This is a genomic window from Nocardia sp. CDC519, assembly GCF_059509835.1.
The window spans coordinates 4,627,198-4,642,367 of record NZ_CM183377.1 but is presented as its reverse complement, the minus strand read 5'-3'; the positions used below and the strand labels follow the sequence as shown (position 1 = coordinate 4,642,367).

The 15,170-nt window shown below is 67.2% G+C and carries 18 protein-coding genes; 6 read left to right on the top strand and 12 right to left on the bottom strand.

The window, feature by feature from the left end:
- Positions 1 to 5 precede the first annotated feature (5 nt).
- The 4 genes from AC5W7N_RS20800 to AC5W7N_RS20785 all read left to right on the top strand — a co-directional run bounded on the left by AC5W7N_RS20800 (position 6) and on the right by AC5W7N_RS20785 (position 2,976).
- The gene (locus AC5W7N_RS20800; RefSeq protein WP_194991025.1) at positions 6 to 1,190 is read left to right on the top strand and encodes a fatty acid desaturase family protein; all 1,185 of its coding nucleotides are present in this window, start codon (positions 6 to 8) and stop codon (positions 1,188 to 1,190) included.
- Positions 1,191 to 1,535 (top strand): hypothetical protein, encoded by a 345-nt coding sequence (locus tag AC5W7N_RS20795; protein WP_163814829.1) that lies wholly within the window; start codon positions 1,191 to 1,193, stop codon positions 1,533 to 1,535. It abuts the gene before it with no gap.
- Between the two features lie 224 nt (positions 1,536 to 1,759).
- On the top strand, positions 1,760 to 2,080 hold the full coding sequence (locus AC5W7N_RS20790) for a hypothetical protein (protein WP_163814828.1): 321 nt from the start codon (positions 1,760 to 1,762) through the stop codon (positions 2,078 to 2,080).
- A gap of 173 nt (positions 2,081 to 2,253) precedes the next feature.
- Entirely contained in the window at positions 2,254 to 2,976 is a 723-nt protein-coding gene (locus tag AC5W7N_RS20785) for a DUF4389 domain-containing protein (protein ID WP_194991026.1), read from the top strand.
- Between the two features lie 61 nt (positions 2,977 to 3,037).
- Here AC5W7N_RS20785 and AC5W7N_RS20780 read toward each other — a convergent pair whose 3' ends face one another.
- From AC5W7N_RS20780 to AC5W7N_RS20740, 9 genes are all read right to left on the bottom strand, one after another.
- The gene (locus AC5W7N_RS20780) at positions 3,038 to 4,279 is read right to left on the bottom strand and encodes an MFS transporter (RefSeq protein ID WP_280499234.1); all 1,242 of its coding nucleotides are present in this window, start codon (positions 4,277 to 4,279) and stop codon (positions 3,038 to 3,040) included.
- On the bottom strand, positions 4,276 to 5,382 hold the full coding sequence (locus AC5W7N_RS20775; RefSeq protein WP_324191424.1) for a PLP-dependent cysteine synthase family protein: 1,107 nt from the start codon (positions 5,380 to 5,382) through the stop codon (positions 4,276 to 4,278). The genes AC5W7N_RS20780 and AC5W7N_RS20775 overlap by 4 nt, the downstream gene beginning before the upstream one ends.
- A 248-nt stretch (positions 5,383 to 5,630) precedes the next feature.
- Entirely contained in the window at positions 5,631 to 6,056 is a 426-nt protein-coding gene (gene lpqS, locus AC5W7N_RS20770) for a putative copper homeostasis (lipo)protein LpqS (protein WP_163814826.1), read from the bottom strand.
- Positions 6,057 to 6,102: 46 nt separating this feature from the next.
- A complete protein-coding gene (locus AC5W7N_RS20765) occupies positions 6,103 to 6,600 on the bottom strand; it encodes an excalibur calcium-binding domain-containing protein (protein ID WP_194991233.1) in 498 nt (165 codons plus the stop codon).
- Between the two features lie 27 nt (positions 6,601 to 6,627).
- Positions 6,628 to 6,786, bottom strand: a complete 159-nt coding sequence (locus AC5W7N_RS20760) for a hypothetical protein (RefSeq protein WP_194991234.1) — start codon at positions 6,784 to 6,786, stop codon at positions 6,628 to 6,630.
- Positions 6,787 to 7,009: 223 nt separating this feature from the next.
- Entirely contained in the window at positions 7,010 to 7,987 is a 978-nt protein-coding gene (locus tag AC5W7N_RS20755; RefSeq protein ID WP_194991235.1) for an ABC transporter ATP-binding protein, read from the bottom strand.
- The gene (locus AC5W7N_RS20750) at positions 7,988 to 8,809 is read right to left on the bottom strand and encodes an ABC transporter permease (RefSeq protein WP_163814823.1); all 822 of its coding nucleotides are present in this window, start codon (positions 8,807 to 8,809) and stop codon (positions 7,988 to 7,990) included. It abuts the gene before it with no gap.
- Positions 8,802 to 9,629, bottom strand: coding sequence for an ABC transporter permease (locus AC5W7N_RS20745; protein WP_194991236.1), 828 nt, complete (start codon positions 9,627 to 9,629; stop codon positions 8,802 to 8,804). The genes AC5W7N_RS20750 and AC5W7N_RS20745 overlap by 8 nt, the downstream gene beginning before the upstream one ends.
- A gap of 87 nt (positions 9,630 to 9,716) precedes the next feature.
- Positions 9,717 to 10,649, bottom strand: coding sequence for a LysR family transcriptional regulator (locus AC5W7N_RS20740; protein ID WP_375139407.1), 933 nt, complete (start codon positions 10,647 to 10,649; stop codon positions 9,717 to 9,719).
- 147 nt (positions 10,650 to 10,796) lie between these two features.
- On the opposite strand from AC5W7N_RS20740, the gene mmsB reads away from it, so the two are divergent.
- A complete protein-coding gene (gene mmsB / locus AC5W7N_RS20735; protein ID WP_195021430.1) occupies positions 10,797 to 11,690 on the top strand; it encodes a 3-hydroxyisobutyrate dehydrogenase in 894 nt (297 codons plus the stop codon).
- Between the two features lie 25 nt (positions 11,691 to 11,715).
- Positions 11,716 to 13,200 (top strand): CoA-acylating methylmalonate-semialdehyde dehydrogenase, encoded by a 1,485-nt coding sequence (locus AC5W7N_RS20730; RefSeq protein WP_194991238.1) that lies wholly within the window; start codon positions 11,716 to 11,718, stop codon positions 13,198 to 13,200.
- Positions 13,201 to 13,326: 126 nt separating this feature from the next.
- Here AC5W7N_RS20730 and AC5W7N_RS20725 read toward each other — a convergent pair whose 3' ends face one another.
- Genes AC5W7N_RS20725 through AC5W7N_RS20715 form a run of 3 tightly spaced genes read right to left on the bottom strand, consistent with a single transcriptional unit; the run spans position 13,327 to position 15,087 of the window.
- Positions 13,327 to 14,142: an NAD(P)H-binding protein gene (locus AC5W7N_RS20725; protein WP_495922028.1), complete on the bottom strand. Its 816-nt coding sequence runs from the start codon at positions 14,140 to 14,142 to the stop codon at positions 13,327 to 13,329.
- A gap of 30 nt (positions 14,143 to 14,172) precedes the next feature.
- Entirely contained in the window at positions 14,173 to 14,628 is a 456-nt protein-coding gene (locus AC5W7N_RS20720) for an alpha/beta hydrolase family protein (RefSeq protein WP_195021428.1), read from the bottom strand.
- A gap of 36 nt (positions 14,629 to 14,664) precedes the next feature.
- Positions 14,665 to 15,087, bottom strand: a complete 423-nt coding sequence (locus tag AC5W7N_RS20715; protein ID WP_195021427.1) for a nuclear transport factor 2 family protein — start codon at positions 15,085 to 15,087, stop codon at positions 14,665 to 14,667.
- Between the last annotated feature and the right edge of the window lie 83 nt (positions 15,088 to 15,170).

The window sequence follows — 15,170 nt, the reverse complement described above, 5'->3', positions numbered from 1 at the left end:
AACCGATGACCATTCTGACCGAGACGAAGGACGGCCCACTCGTCCTCACGCCGGAGCAGGTCGAGGAGATCGGCCGCGCGCTCGACGAGCTCCGCGACCGCATCGTCGCCGACCTCGGCGAACGCGACCGTGAATACATCTACTCGATCATCAAGGCGCAGCGCGGTTTCGAAATCGCCGGTCGCGGCCTGATGTACCTGGGGTTCCTGCCGCCGTTCTGGCTGGCCGGCGTCGCCGCGCTCGGGGTGTCCAAGATCCTGGACAACATGGAGATCGGCCACAACGTCATGCACGGCCAGTACGACTGGATGCGTGAACAGGGCCTCAATTCCCGGGTGTTCGAATGGGATACGGTCTGCCCGGCCGACCAGTGGAAGCATTCGCACAACTACATGCACCACACCTACACCAACATCCACGGCCGCGACCGCGACATCGGCTACGGCGTCCTGCGCATCGACGAGGATCAGAAGTGGAATCCGTACTACCTGGGCAATCCGGTGTACGCCTTCCTGCTGATGGTCTTCTTCGAGTGGGGCGTGATGCTGCACGACCTGGAGGCCGACAACATCATCCAGGGCAAGCGCAAGTGGTCGGATCTGAAGCCGCTGATCAAGGGGCAGCTGCGGAAGTCCGGGCGCCAGGTGCTCAAGGACTACCTCATCTTCCCCGCGCTGACCGGGCCGCTGTTCGTCAGCACGCTGGCGGGCAACTTCACCGCGAACCTGGTCCGCAACCTGTGGGCGTACTCGATCATCTTCTGCGGACACTTCCCCTCGGGCGTACAGACGTTCACCGAAGAGGAGACCGAATTCGAGACCCGCGGTGAGTGGTATGTCCGGCAGATGCTCGGCTCGGCCAACATCACCGGCAGCAAACTGTTCCACATCATGTCGGGCAACCTGTCGCATCAGATCGAGCACCATCTGTTCCCCGACCTGCCCGCCAACCGCTACCCGGAGATGGCACCCGAGGTCGAGGCGCTGTGCCGGAAATACGGTCTCCCGTACAACACCGGGCCGTTCAGCAAGCAGATCGCTTCGGTGTGGGTGAAGATTTTCCAGCTGGCGCTGCCGCCGAGTCTGCTCGAATCCCGTTTCGCCGGCCTGCTGCCCGCTGCACTACGGAAGCGAAAGGCCCCCGGTGTTATCGTGATGCGACAGCGGAAGGCTACCGAAGTGGGCGTGTAAATGATCGGGAAATTCGAAGCCAACAAAGATCTGATCCAGGAATTGACGTCCTCCGGCGCCCGGCATGTCGGCAATATCGCCACCATCATCACCGGCACCGTCCAGGAGGTCACCCGGGAGATCGGTGAGTGGATCACCGACGCGATCGAAATGAACGAAGCGGCGGCCGCGGCCAAACGCGACGCCGCCGCGGGCCCGATCGAGGCCGACGCCGACGACCAAGGGCTCGACGCCGAACCCCGGCTCGCCGATCCGGCCGACGATCCTCGATTCGACGCCGCCGCCCCGCCGGCGAGCTATGTCGAGGCCGAGATCGTCGAACCCGAGTCCGACGGCCCGCGGTAGCCGCGGGTCCGCCGACCACCATCGCGGCGAACCCCGTGGATGGCAGCGCCGGCGCCGAGAGGTCCGACTGGGACGGGCAACTCTCGGCGCCGGTGCGATCCGCGCTGTGCCGCTTGCCCGCCCGCACCGCCTGCGGATCGCGTCGATCCGCCCCGGCGCATCCCCGGCAACTGCCAGCGCGTAGTGCCTGCGCACCGCACCTCGATGGGCTAGCCTCGGAGTTTGTGCCCGCCTACGTGTCCTCGCCCGAGTTGACATTCGGCTTCATGTTCGCGCTGGAAGACCCCGAGCGAATCGCCGAGGTCATCCGCGATCTCATGCTGCGCCAGACGGTATCGGTGTTCCGGCTGGCCCGGCTGTCCGACGACGAGGGCCCGCCGCAACGCTACGTCGTGAATTGGTCGTCGATTCCGCAGATCACCATCACCACCAGCGCACCCGAACCCGATGTGCTGCGCGAGGATCGCATCATGCTGGTCAACGCGTTCCTCGGCGAGGACGGCGATATCAGTCTGTACTCCGCGCACGGCGAAGCGCCACACTGAGGCGAATTCCGTTCCGGAAAGCCCGCGACACCAACTTTGTTCGCCCGGCGAATGATTTGTTGGCGTGTCGGTACCGCAACGTTGTCGAAGTCGAAGCTGTTGTGGGACACAATCGCCACATACGGCCATCGTGCCGCCCTGCTCCCCGAGCATCGGTGAAGGAGTGTCGAAACATGCAACCCGACAATCCCGAGAATATCGGCGCCCCCGCGACATCCGGCTATCCCGTCTACGTCCGCGGCGATCTCGATCCCACGCTGTCGCGGTGGATGTGGCTGGTGAAGTGGATTCTCGCTATTCCGCACTACATCGTGTTGTTCTTCTTGCACATCGCCTACGCGATCGTCACGATCATCGCATTCTTCGCGATTCTGTTCACCGGCCGGTACCCGCGGGCGCTGTTCGAATTCAATGTCGGGGTGATGCGCTGGTCGTGGCGGGTCAGCTTCTATGCGTGGGGGGTGCTCGGCACCGACAAATACCCGCCGTTCTCGCTCGATTCGAAGCCGGACTATCCGGCCGACGTCGTCGTCGACTATCCCGAACGCCTGCATCGCGGCCTGGTGCTGGTGAAGTGGTGGTTGCTGGCGATCCCGCACTATCTGCTGGTCGGGGCCATGGTCAGCGGTACCTGGGCGGCGACGGGCTGGGATGAGGAGTGGTCGGGCGCCTATGCGCCGCCGGTGCTCGGCCTGCTGGTGTTGTTCGCGGTCATCGCGTTGCTGTTCACCGCGCGCTACCCCGGAGGCCTGTTCGATTTCGTCCTCGGCATTCAGCGCTGGGCGTTGCGTGTACAGGCGTACGCCTCGCTCATGCGCGACGAGTACCCGCCGTTCCGGCTCGACCAGGGCGCTCGCGAACCCGGCATGCCGGACGGCCCAAGTGCCATGAAGTAAACGCTCGGCGCGGCCGTGGGTGGTGTGCCCGGAATCCCGGTGCACACCACCCACCGGTGTGTCAGCCGACGGGAACCGGCGCGTCCAACCGTCCGGCTCGGGCGAGCAGGGCCAGCCCGCCCGCCGAGACCACGCCGATCGCGATCAAGCCGGCCCACGCCAGCGAACTGACTCCGGCCGCGCGCGCCGCGTCCAGGATGGTGCCCGTGCCCAGATTGCCGAGCAGGATGCCGACGCCGACGATGGTGTTGTACAGCCCGTAATGGGTGGCCACCAGCCGATCACCGCACAGCGCGACCACGGTATCCATCTCGAACGGGAACACCGCCGCCGCACCGACACCGAGCACCGCCGCCGTCGACAGCATGGCCCCGATCGCGACCGGGGTGCCGAGCCCGGTGCCGGGTACCAGCAACAACGGCACGAACGCGGCCGCCAGGATGCCCATGCCGAGAACCAGGCTCTGCGGCCGCCCCCAGCGTGCGGCGAACCAGCGGGTGATCCGCAGCTGGCCCGCGATGGCGATCAGCCCCGACACCACGAACACCGCCGTCATCAGCGTGGCGGCGGCCTCGGCTCCCACGACCCTGGTCGCCTGCATCGGCAGGGCCAGATACACCTGGAACGACAGCACGTAACAGCCGATCATGGCCGCGGAGAACAGCAGGAACGGCCGATTGGCCAGGACGACCCGCCAATCGTCGAGCACCGAGGCCGTCTTCTGCTCCGCCTCATGCTGTGGCAGCGCGCGCAACTGGGCGACGGTCAGTAACGCGAAAACGATCGCGGACCCGGCGGCGGTGGCCCGGAAATCGAAGGCCATCAAGGCAAGCCCGACCACCGGTCCGAACAGGATCCCCGCCTGGTAGAAGATATTGAACATGGCGAAGGCCTCGACGCGGCGATCGGCGGAGTCCACCGCGAGATAGGCCCGTACCGCCGGATTGAACAGGGCGCCCGCGAATCCCGTTGCGGCCGAGGCGATGATCAGGGCAGGCAGCGAATCGGCGAAGGCCAGTAGCGCGAAGCCGCCCGTGCGCAGCAGACATCCCGCGACGATCAACGGTTTGTATCCGAGCCGGTCGGCCAGCGTGCCACCCACCAGGAACATGCCTTGCTGGCTGAAATTGCGGATGCCGAGCACCAGCCCGACCGCCCAGGCCGCCAGACCCAACGGGCCTGCCATGTACCCGGCCAGATACGGCATCAGCATGAAGAAGCCGGTGTTGATGGCGAACTGATTGATCATCAGCATCCGGCTCGGCTTGCTGAAACTGCGATAGGTGGCGAGGAACTCGGTCACCGGCTGCTCTCCTGAGTGATGTCGTGGCGCGGGTCGATACTCGACGCGATGGCACCATGCGGGGTGGACGTCTGGTCGGCGCGGCCGCGACCCCGCGGATCGATCACAGTGGTGCACCGGGTCCAGCTGGTGACGACGGCATCGTCCGGGTGGCCGATGGTGGCGGGCTCGTCCGGAATCGCGGCGTCGAGCAAGCCGTGCGCGCGGCAGTAGTCGTCGTTGTAGACGGTGTCGAAGTATCGCAGCGGACCGTCCGGGAACACGGCGGCGATGCGCACGTGGGGTTCGGTGGTACGGGCCAGCCATCCGGCCACCAGCGCGACGGCGCCGACACTCCAGCCGCCGCTGGCATGGTGGGTCGCGGTCAGCGCCCGGCAGGCCCACACCGCTTCCTCCGGTGCGACCCAATGGATTTCGTCGAAGGCGTCGTAGTCGACGTTCTCGGGATGGATGCTGGAGCCGAGCCCGCGCATCAGTCGCGGGCCCGCAGGCTGGCCGAAGATGGTGGAGGCCACCGTGTCGACCCCGACGAGCCGCAGATCCGGGAAGTACTCGCGCAGTACCCGGGCCACCCCGGAGGAGTGGCCGCCGGTGCCCACCGAACAGACCAGCACGTCGATCCGGCCCAGCTGCGCCACCAGCTCCAGCGCCAGTGAACGGTAGGCCTCCCGGTTGTCGGGATTGCGGTACTGATCCGGGCACCAGGCCTTCGGGTCCTCGGCCATTAGCTGCGCGACCCGATCGCGGCGGGCCTGCTGCCAGCCGCCGACCGGATGCGATTCCTCGACGAGCTCTACGCGGGCGCCGTAGGCGGCGAGCATGTGGCGCATCAACGGTTCCAGGCCGGGATCGGTGACGAGGGTGACGGGGTGGCCGTGCACCATCCCGGCCAGCGCGAGACCGAGGCCGAGCGTGCCGCTGGTCGATTCGATGATCTGGGCGCCAGGAGCCAGCGCGCCACGTGCGGTGGCACGTTCGACCATGTGCAAGGCGGTGCGGTCTTTCATACCGCCCGGATTGGCGCCCTCGAGTTTCGCCCAGAACCCGCGGCCGGCCGGCGCGAGCGGTTCGGTGATCCACAGCACAGGGGTGTTGCCGACCATCGTGGCTGGTCGGGGGCACCGATTCGCCGTGGTCAGCAGGGCGGCGGGACTGACGGTATCGGTACGGGGAGCGGTGGGGTGCGAGGCCACCGCGCCGGCGAGCGCGGTCGGGGAGAGGGCAGCACTGTGCAGTGCAGAAGACATGGTGAACAGTCGATTCTGTGCGGTCGCTGATCGCAGCGAACAGGTGTGAGTGCGGAATGCACGAACACCGGCCGGCCCGGCAGCATCGGCCTGACGCTGCCCGATCAGTTCCTGGCGATACAGAATCGAGTCAGCAATTCCCGGCCGCTGACGGCCGGTGCGCCGCTGGACGGTGGCGCCCGCACGCCGTGGGCGAGCGTTGCCGTCAGCGCGAGCGCGACGATCAGCAGCGCGGCGAGGACCAGCAGGTCGAACAGGCTGGCGCCGCTGCGCGGCAGCGTCGCGAGCACCGCTTCGGTGGGCAGATGCCGATCCGGTTCACCGGCGTGCGGATGCGGGATCGCCAGCGCACGTACCGCCTCCGGGGTCGCGATGCCGGGGTCGGTCGATTCGATATGGGGATGCACGACGGCCGAGGGGTGCGCCGGGAACACGTGGCATTCCGGCAGCGACATCGCGATCGACCACACCGCGAACAGGAACGCGACAACGACCCGCATACCCGGGGTACGTATCGCGCGGATGGTCACGTCTGCCGATAGTACAACCGTCGTCGGCGCTGGGGAGTCGGGCTCGTCAGCGCCGGCTGGAACCGGAGCGGCTGCCCGACCCGGAACGTCCCGAGCCGGTGCCCGAGCGGTTGCGGCTGTCGGAATCCCCACTGGAGGTGTGTTCGGGCGCCCGGGTGGTGCCGGGGGAGGCGGAACCGCCCGGATCCGGCTTCGGCGCCGGTGCGCCCGTCGGCGTCGGCGGGCTCTGCGTGGCCGCTCCCGGTATCACGCGTTTGGTGGTCGACGTGGCGGCCGGACGGTCGGCGCAGGCGAGGCCGTCGTTCTTACTGTCGAGCTGATCGAGCTGGGTCGTGTAGCCGGCACTGCCGCGCCGCAGCGGAGCCTTCCCGGCATCCCACACCTGCTTGCAGTTCTGGAATGCCTGCGTGCTGGTGGCCGCCGCGCCGTGTGAGGAACTCGACGAGCGGCGTTTCTTACTCGAACCGCACCCGGTCATCGACAGCACCAGGACGGCGGCGAGCAACGCGCCGAGTATGACGAGCACAGGCCGGGACTTGACCATGATCGGCTCCCCCCAAAGGTTTTCGGATCAGGCGAACGTCAGCCAGTATCGACGACGCGATCGTCTACGGCAATATCTGCCCCGCAGGCTTCCGGCCCGATGTTCATCGCGGGCGGTGTGGATCCCGAGTGCTGTGCCGATCAGCAACGCGAGCATCATCGCCGCGAGCAGCGCTATCGTCGTCATCGTTCACCTTCATGACCGGACGGGCTCGACCATCCGGCGCCGAGTCGCTCCGGATTACGTCGGACAGGTCCGAGCTGCGGCGCGGTGGGTGCCGCGCCGGTAGACTTTCCTCGCGCGAGAGGTGCTCGCGTTCACCCCTTCATCCACCCGGCTACCTGTGGTGTTACGTGTCCGCCCGCGTGTCGCGCACCTGCGTGTGGCGCCGTGCGAGCGCGCCGGTTGGTCAGCGGGCGGACTGGTAGATCCGGCGCACGATGTCCTCGATCTCCGGCTCCTCGATGGACAGATCACGTACCTCTGCTCGCTCCGAGACCGCCGCCAGAAGCGAAGCAGCGGTGGTGTTTTCGGCATCGAAGGCCAGCCGTTGCCGCACCCCGCCGCCTTCGCTGGACACCAAGGTCGCACCCGGCAGATCGTTCAGATCCGGTGTCGCTTCGGCCAGATCCACCACCAGGACCCGCCGTGCGCCGACGGTCGCGCCGAGCCCGGCCAGCGTTCCGTCGTAGACCAAGCGGCCGTGATCGACCACCAGCACGCGATCGCAGAGCCGCTCGATATCGCCCATATCGTGGGTGGTCAGCAGCAAGGTGGTGCCGCGCTGGGTGCGCTCATCGCGCAGGAATTCGCGCAATCGCTGCTTGGACAGCACATCGAGTCCGATGGTCGGCTCGTCCAGGATGACGAGGTCGGGGGAGTGCAGCAACGCCGCCGCCACCTCGGCGCGCATGCGCTGGCCCAGCGATAGCTGGCGCACCGGGGTATCGAGGGTGTCGCTCATCTCCAGCTGCTCGACCAGCTCGTGCGTGCGTTTGCGGGCGATCTCCGGGTCCAGCCGATGGATCGCGGAGAGAATCGAAAACGATTCGCGCAGCGGCAGATCCCACCACAGCTGGGACCGCTGACCGAAGACCACACCGATGCGGCTCGCCAGCTGCCTGCGCTGACGCACCGGCTCGAGGCCACAGGTCCGCACCTGCCCGGAGGTCGGCACCAGAATGCCGGTCAGCATCTTGATGGTGGTGGATTTGCCCGCACCGTTGGCGCCGATATAGCCCACCGCCGCGCCGCGTTCGATCCGGAAGCTCATCCGGTCGACGGCGGTGAGCACTTCCCGACGCTTGCGCCAGCGGTCGCCGTGCTTGCGACGCAGAACGAATTGCCTGGTCAGATTCTCGATCTCGATGATCGGCCCGTCGTTCATCTATCCGCCGCCTCCCTGGTAGTGCCTGGTGCCGAGCCGCCATGCGCCGAGCGCGATCAGCCATACCCACAGCGCGGCCAGCGGCGTCAGCCAGGCAAGCCAGGCCGGCAGAAACGCCGGCCCCGGCACGCCGAGCAGGGCGATGGCGGGCAGGTAGGCAGTGAACGCGACCGGGATGGCGAAGCCGAACAGCAGCCGCAACGGTGGTGGGAACACCGAGGCGGGCTGGGTGGCGGCGAAGACGCCGCCGTAGGTGAAGCTGTTGGTGAGTTCGGAGCCGTCGATCAGATAGAACTGGCAGCCGGCGGCGCAGACGAACAAACCGCCGAACAGCGCGATACCACTCGCCAGCGCCATGACCAGCAGGGCGACCGAGGCGAGCGACCAATCGATATCGTTGCGAGCCAACCCGACGATCAGCACCGTGATCGAGACGATCGCGCGGGCGAATCGGCGCAGCGCGATATCGCCGGTGATCAATTGCAGCAGTAGTGGTTGCGGGCGCAGGTGGTAGATGTCGAGGGTGCCGAGCCGGATCAGCGTCGGCAGCTGGTCGAGGTGCCCGAACAGCACCTGGGCCAGCGCGAACGCGGTATTGCTCAATCCGAACAGCAACAACGCGCCATCCAGATCGAGTCCACCGAGCACCCGCCCGCTGCCGAAGATCACCCATACTTCGCCGAACTCGGCCAGCCCCAGCAACAGCGAGCCGAACAGATCGCTGGCGAAGGAGAGCCGGTAGCTGCGCTGAGCGTCGAGGCGCGAACGCAATACCGCACGATAGGGGGTGAGCCAGGTGCCGGCCGCGGTTCGATCAACCACCCTGCACCTCGAGTTTGCGCCGACCCGCCCGCAGGAGCACCTGACCGAGCGCACCGATCGTCACCACCCAGAACAACTGGACGCCGACGACCTGGAGCGCGTCGACCCCGAGCACCCGGCCCGAGAGCACATCGACCGGCGCCTGCAGGATGGACGGGAACGGCGTGGCGTTCGCGACGGTGCGCAACCAGTCGGGAAACGCGTGGATCGGCACGGCCAGCCCGGCCAGGAACACTCCGCAGGTGCGGTGCAGGATTTCGATTCCGCGTGTCTCCACCACCCAGAAACCGGCGGTGGCCACCGCGAACAGGCACAGAAACGACACCGCGACCGCCAGCGCCACGCTGATCAAGCCGACGACATAGGGCCCCGGCGTCGTGGGCATGGTCAATCCGAACGTGAGTGTCCCGACCAGGATGCTCGGCACACCGCGCGGTAGCAAGGTGCAGGTGGCGCGGCCCAGATCCGCTGCCAGATAGCCGAATTGCACGTCCACCGGGCGCAGGAAGTCGATCGCGATGTCCCCGGTGCGGACCCGTTCACGCAATTCCGAACTCGGCCCCATGAATTGGACCGCGCCGAGCAGACCCTGCGATATCCACACATAGGCGCCGATGCTCGCGGCGTCGTAGTCGCCGAAACTGCCCGCGGCCCCGACCGCGGCCACCATGACCGCCGCGCGGACGAGCCCGAAGACACAGTTGGTGAACAGTCCCGCGAACATGGCCAGTTTGTATTGCCATTGCCGCCGGAAACCGGCCACCGCCAGATACCAATACACCGCAGACGACCTGCGCAGATCCTGCGCAACGGTGAGCATGCCGAACCCCCTCCCGACGCCGAGGCGCAAGGATACGACTCTACATGCCCCGTGGGCGCGCCGGAAGCGAACGGCGGGCCGGGACGGTCAGCCGGGACGTCCGCGCAGCTCGTGCGACCGCGACTCGACCTCACTGCGCAGGGCGGCGAGCACCGCGCGTACCGCGTTGCTGCGCAACGATTCCTCGCGTGCCACCGACCAGTACGAGATCTCTGGATTGAACTCCTCACGCAGCAGGCGGCGAAGTTCCGGTCGCTCGTCGGCCAGATACACCGGGAGGATGCCGATTCCGGCACCCGCGACCGTGGCCTCCACATGCGCGAACACACTGGTCGAACGCAAGCTGGTGGCTGGCTGCGGCAGCAGCTTGGCGGCCAGATCCAATTCGTCGACCTGCAAGGCGGATTCGATGTAGTAGATCAATCGGTGGTCGGCGAGATCGGCCAGCGTCGCGGGGCTCCCATGACGGGACAGGTAGGTCTCGCCGGCATAGAGGCCCAGATAGTAGTTGGTCAGATAGCGGGCGATGGCGCGATGCACGTCCGGCCGACCCGCCACGATTTCCAGATCCACACCCGACCGGTTCTGGCGTACCCGCCGGGTGGCGCTGATCAGCTCGACCGACAGCCGTGGATGGCTTTCCTGCAGCCGGGCAAGGGCCGGCACGGCGAACCGGACCGCGAAGCCGTCCGAGGCCGCGATCCGCACCAGGCCACTCACCCCGTCGCGGGCGGCCTGAGCGGGCGTGGCCAGCTGCTGCAGGGATCGCTCGATCTCCTCGGCCACGACCAGTGCGCCACGACCCAATTCGGTGAGTTCCCACCCGCCCGATCCGCGCACCAGGACGCGTCCGCCCATGGCCTTCTCGAGTGCGGCGATGCGCCGTGACGCCGTGGTCGAGTTCACCCCGAGCGCATCGGCGGCCGCGGAGAATTTGCCGAGCCGCGCTACGGCAAGCATGACCAGCAGATCATCGGGGTTGGGCTGGCCCGCGGCCATGTGTCGTCGCTCTGCGGTCATACCGCGATCTCACCATGGTGGCTGCAAATTTGCAGCACCTTGCTGCAAAAGTAGGTCGCAAACTGCATTGATCTCAATGCGTCGGGTCCCATAGCGTGGCCTGCATCACTCATCTCATGCCAATCGACATCAGGATGGAGCTCGACGATGGCAACAATCGCGTGGATCGGCCTCGGCCATATGGGCCACCCCATGACGACGAATCTGGTGGCCAAAGGGCACACCGTCCACGGCTTCGACCTGAACGCCGACGCGCTCGCCGCGGCGGCCGCGAAAGGTGTGAAGCCCTGTGCGTCGATCGCGGAGGCAGTGCAGGGCGTCGATGCCGTGTTCACCATGCTGCCCAAGGGCGAGAATGTCCGCGCGGTGTACGAGGGCCCCGATGGGGTACTCGCCCGGGCGGATTCGTCGGCGCTGCTGGTGGACAGCTCCACCATCGATATCGACACCGCGGCCGCCCTGCACGAGATGGCCCGCGCCCAAGGATTCCGCTTCGTCGACGCGCCCGTCTCCGGCGGCATCAGCGGCGCCGCCGCCGCGACGCTGACCTTCATGCTCGGCGGCGAACCCGATGCCGTGGACGCCGCGGCCGAACTCGTCGAGCCGATGAGCCGCAACATCATTCGCACCGGCGGCGCCACCTCCGGTCAGGCCGCCAAGATCTGTAACAACATGATGCTGCTGATCAATCTGGCCGGCTGCGCCGAAGGTGCGGTGCTGGCCCAGCGGCTCGGGCTCGACCCGCAGGTGTTCTGGAATGTGGCCTCGGTGTCGTCGGCGGATTCGTGGGCGCTGCGCACCTGGTATCCGGTACCGGGAATCGTCGAAACCTCCGCCGCCAACAACGGTTTCGATCCGACCTTCGCCGCGAGCCTGGCCAACAAGGACATCGGCCTGGCGCTGCAGGCCGGCGAATCCACCGGCACCCCGCTGCCGACGGCGAGCATCGTCGCGGGCCAGCTGCGCGACCTTGTCGACAGCGGCCTCGGCGACCGCGACTGCACGCTGATCATCAAGCACATCGACGACACCATCGCCTGACCTTCCGACCCGAAAGACGCAGACCATGAACCGCATTCCGCATTACCTCAACGGCAAACGCATCGACGCCGGGGTACGCACCGGCCCGGTCTTCGACCCCGCCACCGGCGCACAGACCGCCGAGGTGGTCTTCGCCTCCGCCCCGGAAGTCGCCGACGCCGTCCAGATCGCCAAGAACGCCCTGCCGGGCTGGCGCGCCACCAGCCTCATCAAGCGCTCCGATGTGTTCTTCCGGCTGCGCCACCTGATCGGCGAACGACGCGAGGAACTGGCGCGGATCATCTCCGCCGAGCACGGCAAGACCGTCGCCGACGCGGTGGGGGAGATCGCTCGTGGCGTGGAGAACGTCGAATTCGTGGCCGGGCTCACGCATCTGCTCAAGGGCGACTACTCCGAACAGGTCGCCGGCGGGGTCGACGTCCATCAGGTGAAGCAGCCGGTCGGTGTGGTCGCCTGCATCACCCCGTTCAACTTCCCCGCGATGGTGCCGCTGTGGATGGTGTCCTCGGCCATTGCCTGCGGCAACACCGTCATCCTCAAGCCGAGTGAAAAGGATCCCTCCGCGGCTGTGTTCATCGCCGAACTCTTCAGTGAGGCGGGTCTGCCGGATGGCGTGCTGAATGTGGTGCACGGCGACAAGGAGGCCGTCGACGCACTCATCGACGACAGCGACGTCGCCGCGGTGAGTTTCGTCGGGTCCACACCCATCGCGGAGGCCATCTACCGCCGCGCCTCCGACCAGGGCAAGCGCGTGCAGGCCCTCGGTGGGGCGAAGAACCACATGGTGGTCATGCCCGACGCCGACCTCGACGCCGCGGCCGACGCGGCGGTCTCGGCCGCGTACGGTTCCGCAGGCGAGCGATGCATGGCGGTGTCGGTGCTGGTCGCCGTCGGCGAGGTCGCCGACCCGCTGATCGACAAGATCACCGATCGGGTGCGGGCCCTGCGGATCGGGCCCGGTTCGGATCCGGACTCGGAGATGGGGCCGCTGATCACCCGCGAAGCCAGGGATCGGGTCGCCGGTTATGTGGCAGGCGCGGCCGCCGAGGGTGCGAAGGTCGTGGTCGACGGCCGTCAGCAGGTGTTCGACTCCGATGGATTCTTCATCGGCGTCAGCCTGATCGACGAGGTCCGTCCCGGTATGAAGGTCTACGACGACGAGATCTTCGGGCCGGTCCTCGCCGTCGTCCGCGTCGGCAGCTACCAGGAAGCCGTCGATCTGGTCAATGCCAACTACTACGGCAACGGCGTCGCCATCTTCACCCGCGACGGCAAGTCCGCCCGCCAGTTCGAGTTCGATGTGGAGGTCGGCATGGTCGGCGTCAACGTCCCGATCCCGGTGCCCATCGGCGCCTACTCGTTCGGCGGCTGGAAGAAATCGCTGTTCGGCGACACCCACATCTACGGCCCGGAGAGCATCCACTTCTACACCCGCAGCAAAGTGGTGACCACCCGCTGGCCGGAGCCTTCGGAAAGCCAGGTGAACCTGGGCTTCCCGACGAACTCTTGATCCGGTTGCCTGCCCCGCCGGAGCGTGTTCCCGGGGCAGGCGGCTCGGCCGGACGCATCGGCCGGCCGGCCGTTCGAGCGCGAGTCAGCCCGGCGCCCTGGTCACTCATCCGATTCGAGGGCCAGGTCAGCGGAAGGCGTCGGCGTGGTCCGCCGCCCATTGCCGGAACGTGCGCGGCGCGCGGCCGAGGATCTGTTTCACCGTCGGGCGAACGATGGATTCATCGATGGCCCCGTCGACGTAGAAGTCGAAGAAGGCGTCCACGTATTCGACGGGAGTGGTCTCCAGCATCTGGGCGCGCGCCTCATCGTCGGTGAGTTCGAGGCAGGTGAGATCGCGGCCGGTGGCCTCGGCCAAGATCGCCACCTGCTCGTTCGGGGTGAGCGGTTCCGGCCCGGTGGGCCAGAGGATCTCGCCGTGATGGGAATCGGCTCGCAAGACGGTGGCGGCCACCGTGCCGAGGTCCTGCGGATCCAGCGCAGCCGTGCGCACCCGTGGGAACGACACCTGGATCACATCACCGTCGCGCAGCTGCGGCAGCCAGCGCAGGGCATTCGATGCGAACGCGCAGGGCCGCAGAATGGTCCACGCCATCCCGCTCTCGGTGGTCTCCTGCTCGGCGGCCATCATGTAGCGGGTGATCGCGTTGGCGGTGTCACCGGTGGCCGCGGAAACGCCGGAGAGCTGCACGATGTGTTCGACACCGGCCTGCGCGGCCGTCTTCGCCACACCCGGGTAGCCGGGCAGCAGGAACATCGCGCGCACCCCATCGAAGCTCAGTGTCTCGGGCGCGGTGAGATCGCCGGCCACCACCTCCACGCCATCGGGCGCGTCGGTGCCCGAGGCATCGCGCACCAGCGCTCGCACGGGCTCCCCGGCTGCCGTCAGCGCCTTGACGACTTCCGCGCCGACATTGCCGGTCGCTCCTGTCACGAGAATCATCAGCTTCCTATCGTTTTCTTGTCGGTGGGTTCACAGAGTTCGCTGGAAATGGGCGGCGACGGCGTCGACGGCAATGGTGACGTGCGGTTCCTGGTCGTAGAAATCGAACTGGGTGCCCTCGGTCCAGACGATGTCCTCGGACTCGGCCAGACCGGCGTGGAAGCCGCGCGCCGTCGGGGATGGCGGCGTCCTCGTTGTGGCGGCCACCGCCTCGCTGCCGCCGTAGACCTGCGCACAGATCGTGGCGTCGTGCAGCCACGGCGCTACCAGCGCAAGGGATTTCACGGCGGGGTCGTCGGCGGCGTTGTCGGACATGTACATCGCGGTCGCGCAGATGCCGAGCAGGCGCCGGGCGTAGTGGTCGGCCATCAGCTCCTTGACGCTGGTCCATGTCCCGGCCACCACCCCCGGTGCCGGCCCGCCGTGCGCGGGGAGGAACAGTCTGCCGATGAGTTCGACACCGTCGCTGTCGAATTCGACTTTCACGAACCTTACTCCTTATCGCAAATGTCGAGAGGGGTTTCATGGCAGAAGGCCGCGATTGCCGTCGCCCCAGGACGCTGTCATCACCACGCCGCTGATCTTCCAGGCGCCGATGCGTGCCAGGTCGAAGCGGTAGCTGCCGCCGAGGGTCCACAGCGAAGCGCCGAATGCGTCGGAGCTGCGGTGGGTGGCCTGGAAGGACGCGGTGCACACCGCACTGTCGCCGTCCACGGTCACCAGGTGATTGCCGAGCAGGTGCTGAGTGGCGTCGAAACCACCCAGGGTTTCGCGCCAGGCGGCGACGATCTGCGCCGGCGACATCGTGACAGGTTCGCCGCCGTTGAGGCTCGTGTAGTCCAGTCGCACGCTGTCGTGGAAAACGGCTGCGAGCTGGTCCCATTCACGATGGTCGGTGTGCCAGACCATGCGGGTGCAGGTGTCGATGACGTCGAGGCGATCCATATCCCTCATGGTCGCGCCTACGAACCGGCGGGGAAACGGAGATCGCCGCTCGTCGCGAGGCGGCAACCCGCACCCCGCGACAT

Excerpts from the sequence above, each read along its gene's own strand:
- AC5W7N_RS20800 (WP_194991025.1), top strand. The coding sequence starts at position 6 with ATGACCATTCTGACCGAGACGAAGGACGGCCCACTCGTCCTCACGCCG.
- AC5W7N_RS20795 (WP_163814829.1), top strand. The coding sequence starts at position 1,191 with ATGATCGGGAAATTCGAAGCCAACAAAGATCTGATCCAGGAATTGACG.
- AC5W7N_RS20785 (WP_194991026.1), top strand. The coding sequence starts at position 2,254 with ATGCAACCCGACAATCCCGAGAATATCGGCGCCCCCGCGACATCCGGC.
- AC5W7N_RS20775 (WP_324191424.1), bottom strand. The coding sequence starts at position 5,382 with ATGGTCGGCAACACCCCTGTGCTGTGGATCACCGAACCGCTCGCGCCG.
- AC5W7N_RS20765 (WP_194991233.1), bottom strand. The coding sequence starts at position 6,600 with ATGGTCAAGTCCCGGCCTGTGCTCGTCATACTCGGCGCGTTGCTCGCC.
- AC5W7N_RS20760 (WP_194991234.1), bottom strand. The coding sequence starts at position 6,786 with ATGACGACGATAGCGCTGCTCGCGGCGATGATGCTCGCGTTGCTGATC.
- AC5W7N_RS20755 (WP_194991235.1), bottom strand. The coding sequence starts at position 7,987 with ATGAACGACGGGCCGATCATCGAGATCGAGAATCTGACCAGGCAATTC.
- AC5W7N_RS20745 (WP_194991236.1), bottom strand. The coding sequence starts at position 9,629 with ATGCTCACCGTTGCGCAGGATCTGCGCAGGTCGTCTGCGGTGTATTGG.
- AC5W7N_RS20740 (WP_375139407.1), bottom strand. The coding sequence starts at position 10,649 with ATGACCGCAGAGCGACGACACATGGCCGCGGGCCAGCCCAACCCCGAT.
- mmsB (WP_195021430.1), top strand. The coding sequence starts at position 10,797 with ATGGCAACAATCGCGTGGATCGGCCTCGGCCATATGGGCCACCCCATG.
- AC5W7N_RS20730 (WP_194991238.1), top strand. The coding sequence starts at position 11,716 with ATGAACCGCATTCCGCATTACCTCAACGGCAAACGCATCGACGCCGGG.
- AC5W7N_RS20725 (WP_495922028.1), bottom strand. The coding sequence starts at position 14,142 with ATGATTCTCGTGACAGGAGCGACCGGCAATGTCGGCGCGGAAGTCGTC.
- AC5W7N_RS20715 (WP_195021427.1), bottom strand. The coding sequence starts at position 15,087 with ATGGATCGCCTCGACGTCATCGACACCTGCACCCGCATGGTCTGGCAC.